At 43.0% G+C, this 26,646-nt stretch carries 16 protein-coding genes and 1 tRNA gene; 2 read left to right on the forward strand and 15 right to left on the reverse strand.

Annotated elements, in window-relative coordinates; translation table 11 throughout:
• Window positions 1–185 precede the first annotated feature (185 nt).
• Window positions 186–1,001: a phosphatase PAP2 family protein gene (locus ACULLH_RS08380; protein ID WP_454088293.1), complete on the forward strand. Its 816-nt coding sequence runs from the start codon at window positions 186–188 to the stop codon at window positions 999–1,001.
• A gap of 11 nt (window positions 1,002–1,012) precedes the next feature.
• On the opposite strand, the gene ACULLH_RS08385 is transcribed toward ACULLH_RS08380, so the two are convergent.
• The 10 genes from ACULLH_RS08385 to ACULLH_RS08430 all read right to left on the reverse strand — a co-directional run bounded on the left by ACULLH_RS08385 (window position 1,013) and on the right by ACULLH_RS08430 (window position 13,330).
• Window positions 1,013–2,773 carry an efflux RND transporter periplasmic adaptor subunit gene (locus tag ACULLH_RS08385; protein WP_454088294.1) on the reverse strand — a complete coding sequence of 587 codons (1,761 nt, stop codon included), beginning with the start codon at window positions 2,771–2,773 and terminating at the stop codon, window positions 1,013–1,015.
• Window positions 2,770–3,486 carry a PepSY domain-containing protein gene (locus tag ACULLH_RS08390; RefSeq protein WP_454088295.1) on the reverse strand — a complete coding sequence of 239 codons (717 nt, stop codon included), beginning with the start codon at window positions 3,484–3,486 and terminating at the stop codon, window positions 2,770–2,772. Before ACULLH_RS08390 ends, ACULLH_RS08385 begins: the two co-directional genes overlap by 4 nt.
• A 6-nt stretch (window positions 3,487–3,492) precedes the next feature.
• Window positions 3,493–5,997 (reverse strand): heavy metal translocating P-type ATPase, encoded by a 2,505-nt coding sequence (locus tag ACULLH_RS08395; protein ID WP_454088296.1) that lies wholly within the window; start codon window positions 5,995–5,997, stop codon window positions 3,493–3,495.
• A 67-nt stretch (window positions 5,998–6,064) separates the two neighbouring features.
• A complete protein-coding gene (locus tag ACULLH_RS08400; protein ID WP_454088297.1) occupies window positions 6,065–6,619 on the reverse strand; it encodes a helix-turn-helix domain-containing protein in 555 nt (184 codons plus the stop codon).
• On the reverse strand, window positions 6,609–7,385 hold the full coding sequence (locus ACULLH_RS08405) for an acetolactate decarboxylase (protein WP_454088298.1): 777 nt from the start codon (window positions 7,383–7,385) through the stop codon (window positions 6,609–6,611). Before ACULLH_RS08405 ends, ACULLH_RS08400 begins: the two co-directional genes overlap by 11 nt.
• On the reverse strand, window positions 7,369–7,638 hold the full coding sequence (locus ACULLH_RS08410; protein WP_454088299.1) for a heavy metal-binding domain-containing protein: 270 nt from the start codon (window positions 7,636–7,638) through the stop codon (window positions 7,369–7,371). The genes ACULLH_RS08405 and ACULLH_RS08410 overlap by 17 nt, the downstream gene beginning before the upstream one ends.
• Before the next feature lie 11 nt (window positions 7,639–7,649).
• Window positions 7,650–8,867 (reverse strand): TolC family protein, encoded by a 1,218-nt coding sequence (locus ACULLH_RS08415; protein WP_454088300.1) that lies wholly within the window; start codon window positions 8,865–8,867, stop codon window positions 7,650–7,652.
• Window positions 8,864–12,628, reverse strand: coding sequence for an efflux RND transporter permease subunit (locus ACULLH_RS08420; protein WP_454088301.1), 3,765 nt, complete (start codon window positions 12,626–12,628; stop codon window positions 8,864–8,866). Before ACULLH_RS08420 ends, ACULLH_RS08415 begins: the two co-directional genes overlap by 4 nt.
• A gap of 105 nt (window positions 12,629–12,733) precedes the next feature.
• Window positions 12,734–13,141, reverse strand: a complete 408-nt coding sequence (locus tag ACULLH_RS08425) for an HYC_CC_PP family protein (protein WP_454088302.1) — start codon at window positions 13,139–13,141, stop codon at window positions 12,734–12,736.
• A 115-nt stretch (window positions 13,142–13,256) separates the two neighbouring features.
• Window positions 13,257–13,330, reverse strand: a tRNA-Pro gene (locus tag ACULLH_RS08430).
• A gap of 192 nt (window positions 13,331–13,522) precedes the next feature.
• Here ACULLH_RS08430 and ACULLH_RS08435 point away from each other — a divergent pair.
• The gene (locus ACULLH_RS08435; RefSeq protein ID WP_454088303.1) at window positions 13,523–14,992 is read left to right on the forward strand and encodes a pyridoxal phosphate-dependent decarboxylase family protein; all 1,470 of its coding nucleotides are present in this window, start codon (window positions 13,523–13,525) and stop codon (window positions 14,990–14,992) included.
• Window positions 14,993–15,019: 27 nt separating this feature from the next.
• On the opposite strand, the gene ACULLH_RS08440 is transcribed toward ACULLH_RS08435, so the two are convergent.
• The 5 genes from ACULLH_RS08440 to ACULLH_RS08460 form a co-directional block, all read right to left on the reverse strand.
• Window positions 15,020–16,540, reverse strand: coding sequence for a CRTAC1 family protein (locus tag ACULLH_RS08440; RefSeq protein WP_454088304.1), 1,521 nt, complete (start codon window positions 16,538–16,540; stop codon window positions 15,020–15,022).
• Window positions 16,537–17,418: a phosphatase PAP2 family protein gene (locus ACULLH_RS08445; protein ID WP_454088305.1), complete on the reverse strand. Its 882-nt coding sequence runs from the start codon at window positions 17,416–17,418 to the stop codon at window positions 16,537–16,539. The genes ACULLH_RS08440 and ACULLH_RS08445 overlap by 4 nt, the downstream gene beginning before the upstream one ends.
• A gap of 102 nt (window positions 17,419–17,520) precedes the next feature.
• Window positions 17,521–17,844 (reverse strand): ArsR/SmtB family transcription factor, encoded by a 324-nt coding sequence (locus ACULLH_RS08450; RefSeq protein ID WP_454088306.1) that lies wholly within the window; start codon window positions 17,842–17,844, stop codon window positions 17,521–17,523.
• Window positions 17,845–17,931: 87 nt separating this feature from the next.
• Entirely contained in the window at window positions 17,932–18,228 is a 297-nt protein-coding gene (locus tag ACULLH_RS08455) for a hypothetical protein (protein WP_454088307.1), read from the reverse strand.
• An 84-nt stretch (window positions 18,229–18,312) separates the two neighbouring features.
• The gene (locus tag ACULLH_RS08460; protein ID WP_454088308.1) at window positions 18,313–26,631 is read right to left on the reverse strand and encodes a T9SS type B sorting domain-containing protein; all 8,319 of its coding nucleotides are present in this window, start codon (window positions 26,629–26,631) and stop codon (window positions 18,313–18,315) included.
• Between the last annotated feature and the right edge of the window lie 15 nt (window positions 26,632–26,646).

The raw sequence follows: 26,646 nt of genomic DNA on the forward strand, positions 1-26,646 counted from the left end.
GTAGCTCGAAATGCTTTACCAAAGGTATCTGTGGATATTTGAAAATGTAATCGAAGTGGTCCTAAGAATAAACCGGCGTGCTTGATCCAATATTGCCAGCTGCAAAATAGGATTCAAATTAGCCATGTTCAGGTTGTGCGCAATTGTATAACTTTAACGTGAATCATTATGGAAGGTTTTGTTTAATGATTAGTAACTTCATAAACCAAATAACCGATATCAGAAACGCGTATTTCTTATGTAAGTGGCCTTTCAAGGTTGGTGCCAAGCGTGTGGCCTTTTTTTTGGTTTTCACTTGGTCCACTACCATTTGTTCCGGGCAAAACGAAGCGGATCTTGATTCCTTGTCTGTGGATCCAAATATTCCTGTACAACCTACCCTTTTTAAAAAACTACTGATTCCCGGACTACTAACCGGAACCGCGTTAATCATTAACAATAGTTCTTTTGAAAGGGAGCTGCAAACCAATGTAAACCGGAATCTTTCCACCAATATTGATGACTACACTAGGTTTGCTCCAATTGCTGGAATGTACTTGGCCGATGGCTTGGGTGCACAAGCCGAAAACCATTGGTTTGACCAGACTAAAAATGCAGTATTCTCACTACTGCTTACCCAAGTGATCACCACAGGATTAAAGATTAATATTGATAAAGAACGACCTAACGGAGCAAATAATGAAGCGCTTCCCTCCGGGCATACCTCATTGGCCTTTGCAAGTGCAACGGTACTTTATGAAGAATTCAAAAATACCGAACCCTTATTGGCGTATTCAGGGTATACCTTCGCGTTGGCTACGGCCTATCTTCGAATGGCCAAGAACAAACACTGGTTCTCAGATGTAATCCTGGGTTCTGCGGTTGGACTAGCAGTTACAAAACTTGTATACCACTTTGATCATCTCTTTACCTGGAATCCTTTTAAGAAGGCAGAAAATATGGTCATCGCCCCCAAATTAGATCTTGAGGGTACTGGCTTTTATTTGGCGATAAGGTTTTGACGCATTGTAGCCTATTTTAGTACTTCAACAATACTCCCGCATTTCAGCATCGCATCACCGTAATATGGATTTCGAATTTGGTCTTCGGCACTTAACCAAACGGCTCCTTTATTATTGTTAGCCATAGGGCATTTTTGAACATAGAGTGTATCTTCCAGCGAATCCAGATCGCTAGCAATGGCGACCATATTTTCGTTCAGGATTACAAAATGGGCCCGTTGGTTTTCCAAATCTTCTTTTTTGGCGATTGCTTCCAACATTTCAATACTTTTATTTACGTGTGCTTTTTCCAAAGCCCCTATATCAGACAAATCGAGCTTTTTCAATATTTCCAAAGTTGCATTGGCGTCCATAGAAGTTTTGGATGCATCACTTGCTACCAACGCATCCTTTAACTTCAAATAGGACGGCAAGAGTGTTCTAAAGTCACTCTTAAAACCATTCGAAAATTCCATTTTCATCATTTCTGCCGAACTGTCTGAATCCATATCTTCTTGCATTCCCATATGGCCTTCATGACCCGTCATCGTCTTGCCGCCAGTTTTGTTCATCATACTTTTTTTACCCTGCAATTGTGCCGCGGCATCTACTGTGAAAGTACCATTGGTCACAATTTCTTCACCAGATTCAAGGCCGTGGGTGATCTCAATATTTTCTCCATTTCTGGCACCCAACATTACCTCGCGCATTTCAAAGATGGGGTCATCCCTGTTTACCTTTACATATACCAAGGAGCGTTCCCCTGTCCACATTACAGCACTTGAGGGTACGAACAAGGTTGTTTCGTTGGTAGCTTTGCTACTCTCAATTTTGCCTGTAACGAACATACCGGGTTTAAACAAATCTTTTTGATTCCTGAGCGTGGCGCGCACAGTTACCGTTCTGGTGGCATTATCCAGAACGGGATCAATGAAGGTTATTTGACCATCAAAAGTTTTATTGGGGTAACCATTGGTAGCTATGTTGATTTTCTGTCCTTTTTTAAATTGGGACAATTGGTTCTCGTAGGCATCAAACTCTGCCCAAACAGTGCTTAAATTACTAACCTTGGCAATGGGTTGACCTTTTTTTAGATAGTCCCCTTCTGAGCTCATTACTTCTGAGACAGTTCCAGAAACTGTTGCATACACCGGAAAGTTCTCCTTTACCTTACCGGAATCTTCGATGCTGTTGATTTGATCGTTTGATAATTTCCAAAGTTTTAGCTTATTGCGCACCGCATTGTACAATTGAGGTTGTGTACTTTTTAATGAAGATGCTGTCAACAATTCTTGTTGTGCGGCCACCAGTTCAGGCGAATAGATTGTTGCCAATAATTGCCCTTTTCGTATCTCTTGACCCTCATAATTTACATTCAGCCTTTCAATCCTGCCATCAAAATAGCTGGCCTGCACGGCCATTGCTTCCTCATTAACAGCTATCTTACCTGATAAAGCAATCACGTTATCAGCATTACCTTCAGCATTTCCCACCACGGTGGTACGTATGTTTGCCAAAGCCATTGCATTTGCCGTCATTTTGAACTGCTCAGGGGATAATCCATCCGCCCCAGCCTCGGCAGGAATCAAATCCATTCCACAAATTGGACAATCTCCAGGTTCGGGTTGCATAATTTGCGGATGCATGGAGCAGGTCCACATTTGGCCAACTTCCGAACCATGATCATGTTCCGTCATTTCGTTGGTATCCTTCCCGGAATTTCCAAATAGAAGGTATCCTACTCCCAAGCCAATAATGGCCGCGATTCCGATATAAATGATACTTTTTTTCATCTCTCTTTTTTTAAACGTTTTTTAATTTTTATAACTGAAGGTGAACTTATATACCAAAGCACAAATCCACTGAGAACAGTTATCAGTCCCAATAATGAAAAAGCTCTAAGTACGATGGTATTGAAATTATCCCTGCCTTCGTAATCCATAGTATGGGTCATCCACAGAAAATCAAAAATTCGCCAATCCCTATGGCGAACGGTTTGGAACTTTCCATCAATGGCTGACACATAAGCCTTTAGGTTTTCATCGGTTTCATAGGTAATCACATAGGCTGGCAAAAGCTTTTCTCTATATTCATGATGTTTTCCTGTTTTTTCTATCAGGGAAACATTGGAAATTTCCAGCCCGTTCCTCATGTAGTTTCCGGCAACGTAGAGAGCCTCTTCTTCATTGATTGATGACTTCAGTGTTCCATCCAAAGCATTGAACAATCGGTTCTTGTTTATCCAATAGTAGGGTTCGCCTTTGATATCCCTGATTTCAATCGACATGATTCCTTCTTTGATGTTTAATTGAGAAGGAGCCATTAAATCCGAAAACGCCTGGGGCTGGTATTCCATGTTCTTAAAATGGTCACCATGGATTTCATCAATATTCGTCCAGCTAAAGTAAAGACCACTGATAGTCCAAAACAAAAACTGAATCCCCAAAAAGACACCTAGGTATCTATGTGATTTTCGAATCCATTTTGCCGTTTGCCTGTTTATCATACTTAACTAAATTTTTACTTGTTTTAAACGCAATGCATTTGCTATTACAGATACTGAACTAAAACTCATTGCGAGGGCTGCAATCATAGGAGACAGCAATATTCCGAAGACGGGATATAAAACACCTGCTGCAACTGGCACTCCCAAGGTGTTGTATATCAAAGCAAAAAATAGGTTTTGCTTGATATTTTTCATTACGGAATCACTAAGGTCTCTAGCTTTGACAATACCATGAAGGTCCCCTTTTACCAGAGTAATGGCCGCACTTTCTATAGCCACATCAGTACCAGTGCCCATTGCTATACCCACATCGCTTTTAGCTAGGGCTGGCGCATCGTTGATGCCATCACCAGCCATTGCCACCACTTTGCCATCAGATTGCAGTCGTTCTACCTCTCTTAGCTTATCTTCGGGCAACATACTCGCTTTGAAGTCGGCCAGGTTGAGCTCATTTGCCACCGCTTTAGCCGTTTCATGGTTGTCTCCGGTGAGCATGATCACGGCCACTCCTTTATTTTGCAATTCTCTTATGGCCTTCGCGCTGGTTTTTTTGATCTTATCTCCAATGACCACATAGCCAACAACCCTCCTGTCAGCTGATAAGTATGAAACCGTTTTTCCTTGCTGCTGATATTCCTTGGCCTCCATTTTCATACTATCGGAAACAGTTGCGTTGGCATATTTCATCATTTTAGGATTACCAAGTGCCAACAACTTTCCATCCACTGTTCCCTCAACTCCTTTTCCGGTCACCGCAATGAATTGTTCAGCTTTTTTTGCTTTTGCACCTTTTTCTTTACCATAAACCACGGTTGCCTCGGCCAATGGATGTTCGCTATTGCTATTAAGAGCAACAATCATTTCAAGAATATCGTTCTCATTGAGGTCTTTGCAGAATGAGCCCACTTTTTCAACCGTTGGCTTTCCTTCGGTGATGGTTCCTGTCTTGTCGACAATCAATGTGTCCACCTTGTCCATTTTTTCCAATGCCTCGGCATTTTTGATGAGCACTCCATTTTGGGCACCTTTTCCTACTCCCACCATAACAGACATGGGCGTAGCCAATCCCAATGCACAAGGGCAAGCAATGATCAGGACAGCGATGGCATTCACCAAAGCATAGACATAAGCCGGCTCTGGGCCCCAAATGGCCCAAACGGCAGAGGTCACTACAGCAATTAGCACAACAATGGGAACAAAATAAGCGGAAACGGTATCCGCCAATTTTTGAATGGGTGCCCGACTACGGCTTGCATCGTTTACCATAGTGATGATTTGAGAAAGTAGTGTGTCACTCCCTACTTTCTCTGCTTTCATCAAAAAAGACTGGTTACCATTGATAGTTCCACTACTAACTTTGTCCCCTTCGGTTTTATTTACCGGAATAGGTTCCCCTGTAATCATCGATTCGTCTATGGTTCCGTATCCTTCAGTGATAGCTCCATCCACGGGAATTTTATCCCCTGGCTTTACTTTTAAGATATCCCCTATCTCTATGGCATCGATACTCACTTCAAACTCATCACCATCTACTACCTTAACCGCTTTGTTCGGGGCCAGTTTTAAAAGTTCCTTTACCGCAGAGTTGGTCTTGCTATGCGCCCTAGCTTCCAACAATTGCCCCAACAGTACCAAGGTCAAAATTACCGTTGCCGCTTCAAAGTAAACGTGTACGGTTCCATGTTCCGTTTTGAACTGCTCCGGAAACATATCGGGCAAGAACATCCCGACTATGCTAAAAATCCACGCAACTCCTGCCCCAATACCAATGAGCGTAAACATATTCAAGTTCCAGGTCTTGATACTCCGATAAGCACGTTCAAAAAACATCCAAGTGGCATAGAACACCACTGGGATTGAAAGTATGAACTGTGCCCAGTTCCAATATTTCTGTCCGAAAAGTTTGTACAACGGATTGTTCGGAACCATCTCGCTCATTGCGATGAGAAAAATGGGCAGGGTAAAGGCCACCGCAATCCAAAACTTTTTGAGCAATTTACGATAGGTCTTTTCCTCGCCGGAGAGATCTGGTTCCACGGGCACCAAGTCCATTCCACAGATAGGGCAGCTGCCGGGTTCGTCCTTAACAACCTCTGGATGCATCGGACAGGTCCATTTGCCACCGACTGAGCCCGTATTCAAACTTTGTTCCTCTACCAAATCCATACCACAAACAGGGCAGTCACCAGCTGTATCATAGGTCTTAGCTCCTTCGCAGTCCATCGGGCAATAAAACGTTCCTGTTCCTTTGCCTTTTGGTTTCATTTTATCATCCTTTTTAGGATGGTGATGGTGTTCTCCTGGTAGATGGATGCTATAGTTGCCCCCCTCTTTCTCCAATACCCGCTGAAACGTATTTATCTCGATATGGCGATTCATTTCGATAGTCGCTTCCATTTTTTTCAAATCAACCGCTGCGCGGGTCACGCCATCAACCATTTTGAGTGTTTTCTCGACGTGATTTCGACAACCATTACAGGTCATTCCATGTATGTGATAGATGTGTTTCATAATATTGAATTAATCATCAAAACTACCTATTGCCATTTCCAAAGTTTTGCATAATTATGGGTCTGATTTATACAATTTGGTCCAACGGTTTTCTGTTCCATTCCCGTGCTTTTTGATATGTCCCCATTGACATTCCCGTTGCCGATTTGAACTGCCTTGCCAAATGGCTACTACTGGTATAGCCCAATTGATAGGCTATTTCTGAAAATGTCCTGTCCCCCATTTGAATCAGTTCCTTCACTTTTTCAATTTTCAAGCCGATAAAGTACTTTTCAATGGTAATCCCTTCATGGGCACTGAACAATTTACTCAGTACGGAATAATCCCTGTTCATCTTGTCAACAAGATATTCCGAGAGATTTTGATTCAAATCTTGGGTTTGCAGTCCAATAATCAAGTGGTTTTTGATTTGGGTAATCACTTGTTCTTTCTGATCTACTACCAGTTCAAAACCGTTGCTGGTCAAAATCTCCCGAACTCTGTTCATTTCAATTTCCGAACCCTCCTCAAATTGAACTTCTCCCAATGCAATATGGACCACCCGAAATCCATTTTTGTCCAACTCGGATTTCAAAACCGATTTGCACCGGTCGCAAACCATATTTTTAACCTTAATCCTCATTGTATGGCAATTTTAAAACTATTCCCTTTCCCAATTTCACATCATCCACATGCCCTGCCAATGAACCATCATCAGTCTTAAAATGCATGTGCACATGGGTCGTATGATGTGTAAATACAGCTTTATGATGTAGGGAAAAGAATCCGATTATGGTCACCTTCCCTTCTTTTAATGCTCCGTTTAACCCCGAAGTTTTGTGTTTCTGGTGTGTGTGCTCCATATCCCCCTCAGTCCAGTCCACGACATGCCAGGACAGCGAAGAAACCTTCCCCTCCAATAAAAATGGAAACGGTTTTTCCGGTGAAATTCCCTTTTCTGACGCAGTTTGCTGGATAAAGTCTTCCAATGCCTTTTTTGTATCCAAACCGGAAGGAATCTCAATAATTTCCCACTTAGGCACCTGAGCATATACCAACAGAGCCGCTTTTTGGTCAAACGAAGAATCCATAACCACCGAACTATCTTTAACAGAAGTGTTATAGGACTTACCATCAAAAATTTGCAGCTCCCCCTTGAGGTTTTCAAGGACACCAAGTGCATAAAGATTTGGCTTCGACCTCAGACTGTCCAAATCTGCAGTTGCCCTTAAATTTCCTGACATAATAGATCGCAAAGCACCGGTATGTCTTACTTCAAAACCGTTACTGTCTTTCCTTCCTTTACAACCGCTTATGCTAAGCATTGAAAAAGCTAGACCTAAAATCAAAAGTATATTAAGATACTTGTGCATTGCAATCCATGAATTTTGATTAATGCGTATGTCCATCTTTTTGGTGTTCTGCATTGGCCACATAGTCCATACCACATTTAGGGCAAGTGCCTTCGGTATCGCTGCCACTACCTTCGCAATGCATTGGGCACACATAAGCTGATGTATATTCCTTACCCAGTTTTTCGGCAGTTTCAATTTGCTCGGTACTGGTTTCGGTGCTTTGCGCTGTTTTGCCCTTACATGCTACTGAAAGAAATAGTGTTGCAAGAAAGGTGATCGCTAAAAATGTTTTGATTCTCGTGTTCATTGTTGTTAGGTTTACTTGTTTATTAAATAATTGATGAGTGCAGATTGTATGTAATACTGCTGCACCGATTGAATTTGATTGAGTTGAAATTTTAATTGCAGTTCTTGAATATCCAGCACATCATTGAAATCAATGGTACCGGTCTCATAATTCTTTATTAGGATTTGCTCCGCATCCTTGGCCTGACTTAAATTTTTGGCCTGGGTGTTAAAAGCAATGCGGGATTCATTGCGGATTGAAATGGCTTTTGCCAAAGCCGACTCCAGGACATTCAATCTTTCCTGCTTTTGAAATTCAATTTCTTGTTTACGTAGTTCGTTCTGTTTGGTTCTGGAATCGTAGCGCTTGTTGAAAATTGGAATAGAAAGCGATACCATCGGCATCACGATATCCTTCCCGTTATCGCTGAAAGTCATATCGGGCCGTTCCTGTACAGGCACATAATCAAGCCCAAACCCTAGCATGGGTGAACTCTCTTTTTGATTGAGCAATTCTGCCTGGGTCACCGACTCATACATTTTATCAAAACGTAAGAGTTCAGGATTTAACTGTAAGCTATCAGTAATCATAATATCAGTTTCAGGGATGTCCATAGCTTTAACCACATCTATCGCCAAACTGGCTTTTCTATTCAATAATGCATTGAAGGTGGCTTGCTCAGCCATAAATTGCTCATGCAATATCAATTTTTGTTGCTGCAATTCGTTCTGGCGAATTTGCAATCGCAGCACATCCACTGCACTTGCCTTGCCCACTTCCACTGAGGTCAATGCCAATGTTTCATAGGTTTTGAGTAATTGGATGTTCTTGTCCAACACATCTTGCTTAGCATTTAGGCTGGACAGCTTGTAATAGGACTGTGTAACGGACAAGGCCAACTTTCGTTTGGCAACAACATAATCCACATAGTCTGTTTCAGCCATAGCTGTGGCATACTTTTGACGCGTGGAAACCGCACCAAACCAGGGCAGCATTTGTCTGGCCGAAAATCGGGCTACTTGCGCTCCTGTTCTTGTTTCTGGTTCACTTACAAAATACCCAGCTCCAAATTCGGTATTGGGAAGCCAATTGGCTTCGTTCACCTTCTCTTGGGCAATGTTATAACGTATTTCATAGGCCTGAATATTTGGATTGTTTGCCTGGGCCTCATTGATATAGGACTGCAACCCTTGTGCATTTCCCAAAGCGGAAACAAACAAAATGCCGATTATGATATTTACTTTTTTCATTTGTTTGCTTTTTTGAGTTGAACTTCTTTTCGCCAACTGAACAATACCGGAACAACAAAAAGGGTAATAAGGGCAATGAGCATTCCTCCAAAACTTGGAATGGCCATGGGTATCATAATATCACTTCCCCGCCCTGTGGAAGTCAGAATGGGCAGTAGGGCCAATATGGTGGTTGCGGTAGTCATCAAACATGGGCGAATACGTTTCTCACCTGCTTCGATGACAGCTTCGTGCACTCCTTTTAAATCATTGGGCTTGTTTCTGTCAAAGGTTTGGGTAAGATATGTGGCCATGACCACGCCATCGTCTGTGGCAATTCCAAATAATGCAATGAAGCCAACCCAAACGGCAACACTCAGATTGATGGAATGCATCTGAAAGAGCTCTCGCCAGTTTTCACCAAAAAGATTGAAATTGAAAAACCAATCCTGTCCATAGAACCAAATCATGATAAACCCACCTGCAAAGGCAACCGCAATCCCTGAAAATACCATCAGCGAAGTGGCCACGCTTTTAAACTGGAAATACAGAATCAAAAATATGATCACGAGGGCCAATGGCACAACAACAGACAAAGTTCTTTCGGCCCGCAACTGATTTTCATAGGTTCCCGTAAAAGCATAGTTGATTCCCTTGGGTACCGTAAGTTCTCCACTATCAATTTCGGCTTGAATAGCGGCTTGGGCGTTCTCCACCACATTCACTTCGGCAAACCCATCCAATTTGTCAAATAATACATAGCCCACCAAAAATGTGTCCTCACTTTTAATGACCTGGGGACCTTGTTCGTATCGAATATTTACCAGTTCACTGAGTGGCACCGGACTTCCTTTGGACACCGGCACATAGATATTTTTCAAATCATCGGGATTGTTCCGCAATTCCCTGGGATAGCGCACACGAACCGCATAGCGTTCCCGTCCTTCCACCGTTTGTGTCAATGGCATTCCACCAACAGCGATTGAAATAACTCTTTGTACTGCTTCGACGGTGACCCCGTAGCGCGCCAATTTTTCTCTGTCAATATCGATGAGTAAATAGGGTTTCCCTACGATACGGTCAGCAAAGACCGCCTGTTCCTTGACACCTTCAGCTGTTTTTAGAATGTCTTCCAATTGCAGACCAAACGCTTCGATTTCTTTCAAATCTTGGCCTTTTACCTTGATGCCCATTGGTGCGCGCATACCGGTTTGGAGCATGACCAAACGGGTTTCGATGGGTTGTAATTTGGGTGCAGAGGTCACGCCTGGAAGCTTTGTCACTCTTACGATTTCATTCCAAATATCATCCGGGGATTTAATTTCCGGTCGCCAGTTTCGATAGTACTCTCCATCATTATCTTCGATGAGTAAATTTCTGTCGATACTGGAGAAAGTCCTCTCGATTCCACTCGAACTGACAGATATATTCGGATTGGTTACTGTTTTTCCATTTTTCAACACGAAAGAACCCTCCTCATCAGTTCTAAAACGTTGGGGCTTGCCATCAATGTTCAATTCGTATTCCGCACGATATTGTATCATGTTTTCATACATAGAAAGCGGCGCAGGGTCCAGGGCGGATTCCGTCCTACCTGATTTCCCAACCACCGTTTCGATTTCAGGGATACTGGCAACCGCCATGTCCAGCTGCTGCAATACCCGTTTGTTCGCTTCTACCCCAGAATGCGGTAAGGATGTTGGCATTAAAAGAAATGAACCTTCATTGAGCGCAGGCATAAACTCCTTGCCTGTATTTCTCATTATCAAAATACCTAGAACCAATATCACTGTAGGTATTGATAGGAACAGCATTTTATGCTGTAACGCCCATTGAAGGATTCTTGTATAGTACCTTCGGAATGCCCAAAAAGTTCCCAATAACCCAAAACAGATTACACTTACAAAAAGTAGGTTCATGAAAATGCTTCGGTCAAAACCTAGAGGTCTCCAATAGGAAGCTAAAAGGAATACTATTGCCGTAGTGGAAATAATGATGTTCAGACGGGTCGCCTGTTTTCCTGAAAGCGTATATCCATTGAACATGCGTGAAGCTAGTTCCGGATTCTTCAAAGGTCTTATGGTTCCAAAAGCCATCAATACCAATCCAATCCAATACCCATAGACTACGGCCACAAGACCCGTAATAATAAGAGCAGCGCTAAAAACATAACCTATGATACTTTTGCTTCTTTTCCTTCTGAAGAAAAAGGCAGCAAAAGGGGGTATCAAAAAGAGTGCTACAATTATTGAGGCCGTTAGGGCCATGGTCTTAGTAAATGCCAAGGGCCTGAATAGCTTTCCCTCTGCCCCAATCATAGTAAATACCGGTATAAAACTGATAATAGTGGTCAATACTGCAGTCAGGATCGCTCCTGAAACTTCCGCCGTTGCGTTATACACCACATTATTGATGGCAAGTTGTTGGTTGTCGTCCCTCTCTTCATTTTCATCAAGATGTCTAATGATGTTTTCTGACAATATCACTCCAACGTCTACCATTGTGCCTATTGCTATGGCAATTCCTGAAAGGGCAACGATATTGGCATCCACTCCAAAAAGCTTCATGGAGATGAATACCATCAGCACTGCGACCGGCAAAAGACCTGAAATCAGGATAGAGGCACGCAGGTTGAACACCATTACGATGATTACCAAGACCGTAATTAGAATTTCAAGGGTCAAAGCTTCATTGAGTGTTCCCAATGTCTCTTGGATTAATTCGGTTCGGTCATAAAAGGGAACAATGGTCAATTGAGAGGTACGCCCATCCACCAATTCTTTTGTGGGAAGTCCTGAAGAAAGCTCAGCTATCTTTTCCTTTACATTGTTAATGACATCCAATGGATTTGCACCGTATCGGGCAACCACTACGCCTCCTACCACTTCGGCACCTTCTTTGTCCAGCATTCCACGTCGTGTTGCTGGACCCAAATGCACACGGGCCACGTCCTTGATACGAATTGAGGTATAGTTTTCAGCATCTACAACGGCATTCTCAATGTCCGCTATAGATTTTACATAACCCAATCCGCGGACCAGGTACTCTGCCTGATTGATCTCCAAGGTCTGGGCCCCAATATCTTGATTGGACTGCTTAACGGCCTTCACCACATCACCTAACTGGATGTTGTACTGACGCATCAGTTCGGGATCCACGTCAATTTGATATTCCTGGACATAACCACCAATTGAGGCTACCTCTGAAACACCGCTTGCCGAGGATAGCGCGTATTTCACATAATAGTCTTGAATGCTACGCAGTTCGTGCAAGTCCCATCCACCAGTAACATTACCATCTTCATCGCGGCCCTCCAAGGTGTACCAGAAAATCTGTCCCAATCCTGTGGCATCAGGACCAAGGGATGGATTCACACCGTTAGGCAATAACCCAGCGGGTAGGGAGTTCAATTTTTCTAGAATTCGGCTTCTTGACCAATAGAATTCCACATCCTCCTCAAAAATGACGTAGATACTGGAAAATCCGAACATGGAGGAACTTCGGATGGTTTTGACCCCAGGAATTCCAAGAAGGGAGGTGGTCAAAGGATAGGTAATCTGATCTTCAATATCCTGTGGGGAGCGACCGTCCCATTTGGTAAAGACAATCTGTTGGTTCTCTCCTATATCCGGAATGGCATCGACTGCCACTGGATCACTTGGTAGAAAACCGATGTCCCATTTAAAGGGAGCATGTACAATACCCCACCCTACAAATAGGACCAGTAACAGAACCGCTACCAGTTTATTTTCGATTAAGAATTTTATCGCTTTATTCAGCATTGTTTTGATGTATTAGATATTTACAGGAGATGTGCTAAATAGTATAAACAGCACATTGAGCCCAAAACAGAAACCTGTAAGGGATTACTTCGAATATCTAGTACATCAAATCAAAAAAGTCTCGTAAAGAACTTGATAGTCCTTATCGAGCAAGGGGGGCGGGTGCCCAATAAAAGAAGTTGTAACCGTATCCACATCTTGGAACAAGTTGATGTAGGAATAAGTAAAGCTAACTAAGAAAACCTGTTGCTTAAGGTCCAGGTCGAAAAAAGAGGTTTTTAAATCTTCCTGACCTTGCATGGTAAATGAAACTTCATCGCAACAGGACTTTTCAAATTCTGTTTGCATGCCATCGGAATCAATCTCCATACCGCATGTTTTCGCATTTGCGAAGAATGCCACATCCACCACTTTACCCATACATAGGTGCTTATCCACGGTCCATGAAACCGTTGACAACAAGACCAACAGGGCCAAAAGTGATGACAGAATTTGACGTAAAATGTCCTTCATTTCACTACAAAACTACAAAATGTTAACAATTATTGCTTTGTTTAACAGAAGTTTAGACTTCCATAACCCTAAAACAAAAAAAGTGATTCGCTTATACAAACCACTTTTCATTAAGTCGGGATGACTGGATTCGAACCAGCGACCACACGCACCCCATGCGTGTACGCTACCAGACTGCGCCACATCCCGGGATTGACCTTCGGTCAACAATTTACAATACCCAATTTCCAATTTCGTCCACTGCAATAAGCAGTCTGGGTGCCAGACGGAATCCGTACTGAATGAAGCTGAAAACAACATCCTAAAAATGGATTGCAAATATAAACCAATACTTGTTATAAAAAAGGAATTCGTTGCATCTAAAATGGATAGAATTATGTTATGAATAATTATATATCGTATATTAGCGATATACATTATATAATGAGCTTTATTCAAAATTCATCAATCATTACCGAAGCACTAAAGGCTTTTATTGAAACCTCTCTGGCCGGCGAAGGACAAGTAATCAATCAACACCCTCTTAATGAAGTAATTGAACAGCTGAATCTCAATAATTTGGCTCAACAGGGAGGACTTCAAGGCGAAGTACTGGAAAGGTTCATTACTAATTATTTAGCGCTTCACACCCGCTTGCATCACCCAGGTTATCTAGGGCATCAATGTGCTCCTCCCCATTATGCAGCTTCCTTGGCAGCCATGGTGAATGCTTTTACCAATAATGTCCCAGCAGTATACGAAATGGGTCCAGCTTCGGCGACTATCGAACATTTTATGATCAATTGGATGCTAAAGCATGTAGGTTGGACACCTATTCCCAACCGAAAAACAGACATTACAACCCATGGCGGTGGGGTTTTTGTGAATGGTGGATCCATAGCTAACCTGACCGCCTTGGTCATTGCCCGAAGCAGTGCTGTTCCAACAATTTGGGAAACTGGTCATACCCCTGAACTGGCCCTGCTTCTTCCTTCGGAATGTCACTATTCCCTGACCAAGGCTGCGGGTGTAGTCGGATTTGGGAAAGCTTCCATTTTTTTTGTTGAAGTTGACCAAAATGGTGCCATCAAGCCTGACAGATTAGTTCAAACACTGAACAAGGTAAAATCGGCAGGCAAACAGCCGGTAGCTTTGGTTGCCAATGCCTGCAGCACATCTGTAGGCATCTATGATCCCTTGGATGAAATCGCGGATTTTTGTGAGGCGAATAAACTCTGGATGCATGTTGATGGGGCACACGGGGCCAGTGCCCTGATTTCCAATACACACAAGCATTTGCTTAAAGGTGTTGCTCGTGCCGACTCATTGTTATGGGACGCCCATAAGTTGTTGCAAACTCCATCACTATGCGCTGCGCTGCTGGTTAAGCAACATAAGAACCTTTATCATGGTATTCATGTTGGTGATAACGCGAGTTACCTATTTCATGAAAAAAACCAACTCGGTTACGATTCGCTGAAATGGACTTTGGAAACTACAAAGTCCGGGCTTGGAGAAAAACTTTTCTTTGTGCTCGCCTCCATAGGTGAAAAAGGGTTGGTAGATTATATCGACAGCAGATATGAACTTACTTTAAAAATCCATAGTTATTTGAATGGTTTACCCGATTTTGAATGCCCCGTTGTTCCCCAAAGCAATATTCTGTGCTTCAAATATCAAGGAGATGACCAACTTCAAATCGAGATTCGAAAACAGCTCCTGAAAAAAGGTGATTTTTACCTAACCTCTACCCTTTTTAATGGAGTCAGATATCTGCGCCTGGTCTTTATGAGCCAACAAACGGCGTTTTCCGATATTGAACGACTTGTTGCATCAATCCGGGTCATTGCCAAAAAGGAAAAGGTGCTTTAAACTGTTTACTTGGATATTGATTCGATATCACTGAATAGTTTCAATATCCCCTCCCTCTATAGCCAAATAGTGTTTATTGATTTCTATGGATTCATGTAGATCTGTTTGACCGTTGGGCCAAACAATCCGAAGCGAATCGATTTTAAGTAGCTCTCCAAGTCCGAAATGCAACTCGTAATCATCCTGACTTCCATAACCCGTAACCGGATACATCCAGCGGTATTGTGTGAGGTCTCCAGAAAATAGCATCACTTTGGAACCTATACCAAAGGTATTTGCATTCAAACCTTTCAAGCGTAGGGACATCCAATGCTGTCCTGTTGTTGTGTTTTTATAGAATCGATTTATCTGGTCCGCGCTGCCCCAATTGGCAACAAAAATATCCAAGTCACCATCCCTATCGAAATCGGCATGTGCCATTCCAGCCGAGGTATCGGCATGTTTTACAATGATTTCGGAATGATCCTTTACAAATTCGCCATTGCCATTATTTAGATATAGGAAGTTGAACATATCGGGCCTGTAAGTGCCGTTAGCCACAAATAAATCCAAGTCTCCATCATTGTCATAATCTCCCCACGAATGTCCCTTTGAAGCCCCTCCGGTTTCGGTGGTGATAATCCCTTTGGTAAGCGTTGTAAAATTTCCGTCGCCATCATTCTGGTAGAGAAAATTTCGTTTATCAAAATTTGCAAGGAAAAGGTCTAGATCTCCATCCCTATCATAATCAGCCCAAGATACGCCATAGGAATATCCAATATCCACCACCATATGCCCTTCTTTGGCCGCCTCAAATTCCCAGTCTCCTTTATTTACGTAGTATTCATTCCCTGTTCTGGCATTGGCTATATAAAACTCGGGCAATCCATCATTATTGGCATCACCACAAGCACATGCCCTACCCCTTCCACTACCGCTGGAAAGTAGATGATCTCCTCGTTTTTGAAAATCCCCATTTCCCAAGTTTTCAAATGCCAAGTTGGTTCCGCTTCCACTTGCCACTACGACGACATCCAAATCGCCATCTCCTTCAATATCAGCCCAACATGCCATTGAAGCTCCTATTCCCTCTGCGGTCAAAGGACTATCTGTTATTCTTTTGAAACCCAAATTATCCATATTTTCAAACAGAAAATTCGCCTCAGTTCCCCTGCTCACAACATATAGGTCCAAATCACCATCATTGTCATAATCCACCCAGTTGGCTCCTTGCGAATTTCCTCCGTGTTTAACGGTTTCTGAAATGGCTCCAATATCACCGCCTCCTTCTGTCATTTTTTTGAATGTCCCATCCCCATTGTTTCGATAGATAGCATTCCATTGACCGTTTGAATTGGTGACGTAAAGGTCTGGGTCTCCATCCGCATCATAATCGCCCCAGGCCACACCCCTTGAAAGTCCACCATCTGTGGCAATTCTACCTTCCAAGATTTCGACAAATATGTCATTGGGCTTTTCCTTGACGGATTTGTCCGAATTCGCATTTTCGCAACCAAGCAATGAGCTGGTCAAGCTGAAAATCATTAAGAGAAAAAACGTGTTATTCATCTTTGTGTCCATTCTTTCTTAGCTAAGTTGTATTCCTTTTTAAATTTAGGATTGTTCCACATGGATGACAACATGTTATGGGCCAATATTCTAGCGGCTTCCTCATCACTGGGATAGTGTATTCCCATGATTTCCCTGGATTCTCCGACCTCGTAGGCCTTTTCAAGGAATTCCTTTCTTTTTTCGGGCACCAATTCACTCCAAATAAATGCATGAATATAGGCCCACAAGGTATGCCCACTCGCGAAAGAAGGAGAAGAGATTCTGGCCAATGGCCTTAGTTTGGGTTCCAAATGATAAGGGCGTGCACGAAGCAAGTGGTATTTGGCGGTAAACTCCATAATTCGCATGTCCTTAGTGATTCCCTTGAGCAGAATAGCCGTTGCCGGATACATTTCAGCATTGCAGTCCTCACCCAAAACACTTCTGCCTATGTAAAACAGGTGCCTCAAGTTTTGTTCGTAACGTCCGTGGTTGTCCAGCACATCGATATGGGGCCAATATCCAATTGGGGCCAACACATCCCTTGAACGGCTTTCTTGCGCTGAAGTTCTTTTTTCCTGCCATTCCAATAAAAAATCCAACTCGGCCCTGGTCTGGGCTGAACTATTGGCTGGAAATTGAATGGAATTTTTAAGTGTTTCCACCTGTTGATCCGTAAGATAGTTTGGACTGACCATGGTATAAATCAAAGTCCCACTGCGGTATTCTGAAGAGGGATAGCTAATCTTATCCAAATCGGTATTTTGGCCACTTGGCAAAGCGCTCAGGGATTTCAAAGTTTTGTAATGATCTTTAGCGGGTTCTAACCGATGAATGTTCTGGGATATGCCGAGAGAGCATACAAACAAGAATGAAAAAAGTAGATGTTTTGTCATAGGATGTATATTTTAAATCGTTTATTAACGATAAACGAATTTATATAAAATACATTTCCAGCCTTGACATTTAACAATAAATTGACAGAAATGAAGGTCCGGTTACAGATCTAAATAGTTCCTGTATTCTTCCAAAAGTTCCTTGTTCAAGTAGTACAAAGTAAACTTCTCCTTGCTTTCGGTGATAAACAGACCGGATTCTTTTAAGATTTTAACATGCTGGGAAACAGTAGATTGCGAATAGTCAAACATTTGCACCAAATCTTTGTTGCAGGTTATATTGTCAACTCCCCTTCCATAATTTTTTGTGCTGAGGTAACGGACCAAGGCAACCCGTAGCGGATGGGCAAGCGCATTGGCAATCGTGGCCATCTTATGATCCGTTTCGGTAATGTATTTGCTTGAGGTCTGGGTTCTAATCCTCATTTGTTAAAATCGTTTATAACAAATATACAACTCTAAGCGGTACTCAAAGAGCACTTGGCTATCACTAAAACTGAACAACAAGGGGCTTTAAATCCCTAATAGAAACTCTCTAATTTCCAAGTAAAAGGCTTCACGAGCTTCAGCAGAATCATTTAGTGGATTCATAAGGAAATAGCCAATCGTGTGTTTTTGGCAGAATTCCTCCAAATCCTTGCCCTCCCATAAATGGAGGCTCATGAGTAACAAATGATAATCAATCTTGTAGGGCTTGTTAACATTGTTATATCCATTTAGATAGAGGTTCAATTGAAAAATGGAGTAATCAAGGTCGGCAGGTTCGGTTGTAAGAAAAGAAGGGGGTTGGGCAGTTACATTTTTGTTCATTTGGTTAAGTTTAGCAGCATCCCATCAAAAAAGTTTTGATTTTGAACTCACATGCTCTAAAGATAATCAAAAAACACCTTCGTGCTATCGGTACAATGTAAAATGCCCAACGTACTGCTGTTTTTCCCTATCGTTGGCATTCACCACATACCAATAATCTCCTGTTGGCAATGGACTTCCTTCATACATTCCGTCCCATTTTTTCACTTGATCAAGTCGTGCCACTACCCTACCATACCGATCATAGATTATGACATCGATGTTTGGAAAGAACTCTCTATTTTCTGGATACCAATAATCGTTCAGACCATCTCCATCTGGTGTAAAGAACGGAGGTATTTCTGGCATTCCCTCAAAGTTGAACGGCATGACCAGATTGGCAACACATCCATTTTGGTCCCTAACCATGATATTGATGTTTGAATCATGATTCACGGTAAACACATTTACCTCACCAAAGGATTCTCCTTGGAAGAAATACTCATAGCCTCCGAATCCACCTGTTGCAACGGCCGTAACTTCATTTGGACCTGTTTTGGCCGCTTCCAATGTAAGTGGTTCGTAGGCATCAATTTTGAATTCCACAAAAGTGACACATCCATTTTGATGGTAAATATAAACGGTATGTTCTCCAGGAGGTAAATCTCCATAGACACGTTGATCTGTTGCTTGTTGGATATCATCAACGTCCAACGAAAATAGTAGGTTTGGTATCACGGCAGCATCCTCAATGGCAACCGTTACAGTGCTATTTGGAAAGATTCCCTCACAACCATACTCAACAATAGGTTCGGCCATCAATTCGATTCCGATTCCGATTTCGGCGGTTACATTTGTTGGACAACCATTGGAATCCCTAACAAAAATTACGTAGGTTTCACCACCCATTAGATTATCAAAATACAGGCTGTCATTTTGTTCAAAATCAGCGTCTTCGGCAGAGTTCACACTGGTATAATACGGAGCTGTTCCTCCAGAAATACTCAATGTAAGCGTTCCATCGGCATCACCCAAACACGTTTCAGGAGTGGTGGTCACAACACTAGCCACCAATTCCATAGGTTGGGTAATCTCCACAGTTCTGGTAATGGTACAACCTAAATCATCTTGAATAATGATGTCATATGTTCTTGGAGCAAGATCATTGAATATTCTTCTATTCGGATTCATCGGGTCGTTTCCTTCAAAGAATTCACTCAAGTTATCTGAAATGGAATATCGTATTGCACCGGTACCTCCACTTGCTTCAATAATAATTTGACCATTCTCATCTCCAGCACAAACCACGGGTACAGCTTCTAGATAATCCAATACCAAAGGTGGTTTAGGCTCAATGATAATAGGATCGGAAATGGCCTCACATCCACCACTTTGTGCGTATACGTAATAGGTTCCTGGTTCCAAGTTTCTAAAGATTCCAGAATCCTGTGCCGACCTCACAGTGTTTGTTGCCGTCGGATTAGGAGGAGTATTGGAGTTCAACAAGGTGTAAATATAGCTTCCGATTCCACCAAAAGCTTCCGATCGTATAATTCCGGTTGCTTCCCCAGCACAATTGATGGTCGCATTGGTCAAATCCAAAGCGATTACCAAAGGAGCCGCTGGATCCAACGAAATTTGATTGGAACGCTCAAATGGACATCCGTTTGAGTTTTGCACATCATATTGGAAGGGTCCTGGATCAATTGTAATGTCCGCAGCTATTTCAACACTTGTCATTCCTGCACCAAAAGGTGTAAACGGGTCACTGGTTCCTGACCTACGGTAGAAATAATCCACCCCAATTTCAGGATTGGTAACGGTAAGTTCCATTCTACCCAAATCACCACATCCTGGAGGTTGCAACTCCCTAAGCTCAGCAACCACAATTTCCGGATCTTGTACGGTAATCGGAATGGTTGTAAAGCTGCAGTTCCATCCATCAAAAATGGTAATGGTATATTCTCCCGCGGACAAATTGGCAAAGGTGGGCGTAGTCTGCAATCCACTATTGGTACCGTCGGTAACTCGATTCAATTGATACAAATAGTTACCGGGGCCTTGTCCTCCGGCCATATTATGTGCTTCAATAACACCATCGTTATCATTGTTACAACGCAACGGTTGAACTACCTGTATATCGGCACTAATTGGGGTAGGCAATGGCAAATTAATACTAGTTGTTTCCTCACACCCTCTCAAATCCCTTACATTAACGGTATATGTTCCTGTTGAAAGGTTCTGGAATATCGGATTGGTATTTGGGTAGTCTACCAAAACGGTCACGCCATCTGGAGCAATCAATTGGTACTCATAGGTGCCCCAGCCACCATCCCCGGCAGCCGTAATTTCACCAAAACCTGGAACGTTACAAGTAACTTCAGTGGTTTGCACTGCTGAAACGGAAAGTGCCCTATCCGGAGATCTAACGGTTGCCACGTTACTTGTCACATCACAGAATGGATCGTCCAAGGCCTCAATTCGAACTACTAAGTTTCCTGCAGGTACCCCTGTGATAATCTCTGGGGTATTGATTGGCGCATTGGTATCGAAACTTCCAGTCACTCCCGTCGAGGTTTCCACTCCTGAATTGTCTCTTGAGAAAACTTCATAGTTATACGTTCCACTGTAGTTATTGATGGCTAAACTGATCTCCCCATCAGTGCCGTTAAAACAAGTTACAGGTCGAACCTCAGCAATGATCGCTTCAATGTTGTTGTATTCCGGCATATTGATCGTGGGAGTCAAATAGGAACATCCTCCACTTCCAATATCGGTAACAGCGAAAATATAGTCCCCTGGGGTTGAAATTGGCCAGGTTACCCTGTCCGTACCCGATGAGCTTCTTGCCGGTTCAGACCCTAATGGTAAAATCTCAACCTCATAGTTTCCAGCACCTTCGTTGACAATAATTTCAATAAAGCCAGGATTTACGCCTGTTCCAGAAGCATCACAAGTAATCTCTCCCACATTATAACTAAATGTGATATCTGTCGGGGTATTGATATTCACAGTAGTTGTTTCCTCACAACCATTTTGGTCTCTTGCTGTAAGTATGATACTTTGATTGGTACCATTGTCAATTACCTCAAACACGTTGCTCGTCTGGAAGTTGGTACCGTCAAATTGCGGGGTACCATCATTCATACTGTAGGTATATGGTGCAGTACCAGTAGGTGTTCCTGTTCCATCGCCATTGGTATCCGTATATACCGTAATAGTGGCTGTACTAAATTGATTGCTCGAAGGATTACAGCTGAACTGAGTGTTCGTTGCATTGACTAGAAGTAACGCTGGTTCGATTATAATGACATCGCTTGAACGGTCCGTACATCCCCTGTCGGAAACAACCTCAACTTGATAGGTATTTGGTCCCAAATTATCAAACAAAGGCGAGGCTTGAGGTCCCGCAAGTATGGTAGAACCAGCACCATCATACAAGATGTAGCTTAGAGGTGTATCCGTATCACTGCCAGGTTGAAGCTCAACAAAAATAGAAGCATCCGCTGCTCCACTACAACTAATATCCGACACAGGAGTCGCGGTAATAATCGGCGTATTCACAGTAGAAACACTCACTACTGTCTCGTCAGAACATAGCGGTGTTGTATTGGAACTTAGATCGGTTACCAAAATGTTATAGTCTCCAGGCGCAACACTATTGAAAGTGTTGGAGCTCTGCGCTGGACCAATATTGGTCAATGTTCCCGCATCACGCAACTGGTATTCAAAATTTCCACTACCCCCGGTGGTATTTACGGTGATAACACCGTCTCCTGCGTTACAGGTTGGATATGAAGTTGCATCCGCAGTAATGGCAAAGAAATCAAAAACCTCAGCCGTAATGGTATCCGTACATCCGTTACCATCCCTTATAGTGATTACGTAAGTACCCGCATTTGGCACTACAAAATTTACACTGCTCTGAAAACCACTTCCGATATCGTACATAAAGGTTTCCTCGGGTAAACCAGATCCTGTTGTCAAAGGTGCGGTAACTTCAATCTGGTAACCGCTTGTTGCAGTACACTGATTGGTAACATCAATAGCAGGAGTCGGAATTCCAGCTTCTTGCGTTACATTCACCGTGGTCATAGCGGTACAACCGTTCGCATCCTCAACGTAAAAGTCGTATTGTGCTGGATAAGGTCCTGGGATTTCAAAAGTAGTGTCAGTCCCAAAAGTGGTAGGCGCGGCAGCTCCGTTAGGGACATAGGCATATCCAAAAGGAGCCGTTCCACCAAAACCTCTGACCGTAACAAATGCTCCTGCGTTACAGGTTGCTTCTATATTACTATCCACTACAATACTAGGAGAGCTAAATCCAATGAAAACCAAAGTACTTGCACTACACCCTGTATCAGTATCTGTTACAATAATTTGATAATTACCTGGCGCCAACCCGTTGAACGTTCCGTTGAATGGAAGGGGTTCATTCGTGTATGTAGTAGGACCAGAAATAGTGGCTCCTGTGTCCGTGTTTTCCAATGTCACTTCGAAGTTTGCAGGGTTTGCGGGCAAACCAGAAACTTCGTAGGTAATCTCCCCACTTCCTGTTACATTACATGAAGCAGTATTTGAGGTCGCCGTAACGGTAATTGGACTCGGTGGTACGATTGGGTCTATTTCCTCAATGTAGGTACAACCGAGAGCATCCCTAACCTCAACAAAGTAAGTCACACCAAAGGTCACCACTGCAGAAAAATCATGGATATCCACTCCATTCACATTGGCTGGCACGAAGGTTGGGTCTCCTACCAATCGGAACTCATATGGAGCTGTTCCGCCCGTAGCCTGGACCCTGTATGAAATAAAAGGATCAGTACAAAGTGCCGGTGGTGCATCCAAAGGAATCAAATCCAATACATTTTGGTCAAGAATCACATCGTCCCTGTCCTCACATCCTTGTGCATCTGTGGTCACAATGGTATAGTTTCCAACATCAAGATTTGGGAAGTTTACCGTGGTACTTGTGGTACCAATGGATGACGCAACAAGGTTTCCGGCAGCATCCAGCAGTACGTAGTCAAATGGAGCAACTCCATTGTTTATTGTGGTTGAAATAGATCCACGAACATTTCCAGCAGAACAAACAGCCGGTGTTGGGGTCACCGTTGCATCCAAAGGATCGCTTGCGGCAATAGTCACATCATAAGCTGGACTTACACATCCCCTACTATCACGGATTATGAATCCTCCATGGGTTCCAGGTCCATAACCTGAGAAAATGTTTTGGGTACTGAATGTCGCCCCATTGTCATTACTAAATTCATACGGAGGGACTCCCTGAGTGGTATCAGGAATCAATTCCACAATTCCGCTTGTGTTGTCCCCACATTGGGTATCTGTTCCCACAACGGAACCTGCTATGGTTTCCGGCGGGGTAATCGTCACAACGTTCGTTTCCGTAGTACATCCTTCGCTATCCGTAACCAAGAATTGGTACGTTGTGTCAGCAGTGATGGAACCATCGTTCGGGATGCTATAGATAAAGGAATTCCCAGTAATATTGTTGTTATCGGAAGTATATGGAGCTCCATTGATACTTACCTCATAAATGTCATAATCACTACCTGAAGTATAACCATTGCTAATATTTACCTGGATTTGGGCAGGTGGTCCCGCACAATCCAATTCCTGAATAGTGGTCGCCAAAGCGGTGACCTGCGGTTCAATGGTTTGGGTAACTGTATCCCTACAATCATTGGCGTCTACAACTTCAATGGTATAGGTTCCAGGAGTCAATCCGGTAAAAGTATTGCTAGTCACCAAAGCGCCTCCATTAATTCTATATTGATATGGAGTTGTACCTAAAGTAGCATTTACCACCAATGTGGCCGCATTGAAATTGTCGTAACATAGATCGGAAGCTCCGGTATCCAATGTTAAAGTTGGGGCTTGTAATGCGGTAAGTGTAAAAGTATCTGTAACGGTACATCCATTTGCATCAGTAACACTCACTTGATAAGTTCCGTCTTGGGAAAGATTGGAGAATACATTTCCATTTTTAGGTCCTCGTGTTGAACTATCAGGCTGCGTCAGTGTATAGCGATTACCTCCCCATCCCCCAACGGTATTGACACGTACGGAACCTATATTTCCGTTCTGACAACTCATGTCCGTCACATCCAAGCTGGAAATGGCAAAAGCGGTTGTAGGTTCTTCAATAACCAAGGTTGCAGTATCTGTACAACTGGTCTCTTCATCAGTAACCGAAATCACATAGCTTCCGGCCGTCAATCCTGTCAACGGAATAATACTAGCATTTTGCGCGGTAAAAACAGGTCCTCCGTCAATACTATAACTATAGGTCGTGTTGAATCCATCCACAAGGAAACGTCCCTCCCCGTCTGAATCTCCAACACAAGTAACCACCTTAGTTTGCTGGGCTTGTACCCCAATTGAACTAATGTCGGTGATCGCATAGTTTTCATCATAGGAACATCCCTCGTTATCGGTCACCCTAAAGGTGTAGGTTCCCAGTCCTAATCCAGAAAATGTGTCGTTTGTTCCATTGTTGATGGCACTTCCTGCGGGAGCAACAATTTCATAATTGTATGGAGCAGTTCCCCCCGTAACCGTAAGTGTAACAGAAGCAGTTGTGGTGATACAGTTTAAGCTGGAAATGGCAAAATCCAAATCCGTTGGCTTATCCAAAGCATTAAAAACAATATCCGGCAAGGGTTGTACACATCCATTCGCATCCCTGACCAATGGAGTATATGTTCCCACTCCAAGATTGGAGAATACCGCACTTGTCCCAAATCCTGCACCAACACTATATTCGTATGGTGCAGTTCCCCCGGAAACTCCTGAAATTGTTATTTGTCCACCAGTCTCATCAGCACAGGTGGGAACGGTATCTGGAGTTGCCGTAGCGGTTATATTTGATGGTGTTCCAATGGTTCCCACAACAGGAGTGGTTGTACAGGTAAATGAATCCTGCTCATAGCGCAATACGATATCATAGGTCCCTGGCGCTAAATTGGAAAACACGTTACTAATCTGATAGCTAGCCCCATTATTGATGCTGTATTCAATTTCATAACCAAATCCACTGGTTACATTAATGGTAATTCGGCCATCATTTGAGCCACCACAATTGGCATCTTCTTCAGTAATCGTAAAAATCGGTGGTGGAATATCAGGAACATCCACAGAAGCACTTCGTTGACAACCGTTGGCATCCTCTACCAAAATTGCATAGGTTCCCGCCGTGGTTACCGTAAATGTTGTGCTTCCAGTATATGTTGAGCTGAAAGGACCCCCATCAACACTAAAGCGATAAGGTGCTGTTCCTCCAGAAGTAGTCAAATTTACATCCACTGATGTAGCTCCACATCCGAAACTAGCGGAAGCAGTTGCAGAAACATCCAATGGACTTATACCATTACCAATCTCAATAGGGTCTCCTAAAGTATCCAAGGTAACAGTCTCCGAGCAGTCATTGGTATCTACCCTAATGCTATAAGTCCCCGGACTAACATTGGCAAAGGTGTAGGAATCCGCTCCATCAGGACCAAATGTGTCCACTGTAACGCCATTCTTAATCAAACGGTAGGTATAAAAACCAGGAACTCCTGAAACCGATACATCTATACTTCCAAGCTCACTGCTACATAATATGTCATTCGCAGTAACATCTACAGTGATATCAAGTTCTTGGACATTAACAGTATTCGAAGGGAACAAACATGCACTGGCCGATACGTTCTTCAATCGTACCCAAACCATATAATTGCCAGGAGTGGTAACATCGAAAAATGGGTCATCTTGATATGGTCCCGCAGAATTGTTCAGGCTATACTCATAACCTGCAGGCACGTTGGTCACCTCTACCCTGCCCGGATTACCACAGATGATATCTTCCATGATCAGTTGGGGATCCAAAGGGTTAAGGGTGGATTTAAAATAGTAGTACTGACCAGAATCAATACGTACTCTGTACTCACCAGCAGCACTTAAACTGAAAGTGGATCCTGTTCCTACAGTATTCCATGTACAAGCCGCATTGATCGTCGGACAATCATCAATTACCGTTGGTGCACAAGTATTGGTATCGAGTCGTTGCCATTCATAGCTGCCTCCGGATTGACTTAGAGAAAGTGTCCTAATATCACTAGTACCGCACAAAAAGAATTTTGCCAAGGTACTACCGTCGTTCGGACATACCACTTCTTCATCCGCCCCTTGGATGATGGTCATAAACATCATACTGGATGCTGCTGGTGAAAAATCCGTCTTGGTTGTCGAAGTTTCAACGGACAACGCTGTAGCATTTTCCTCCTTGGAATCTGAAACAAAGGATACAAGTGAATCAAGTATCTTCCCTGTTTCCGTTTTTGCTAGTACCGTGGAGCAACAAATTGATATAAGCACCAATAACACGGCATATAGCAAATGCCTTGTTTTTTGAGGGAGCATAGGTTAAGTCTTGTT

Source organism: Flagellimonas sp. 2504JD4-2 (assembly GCF_053642935.1).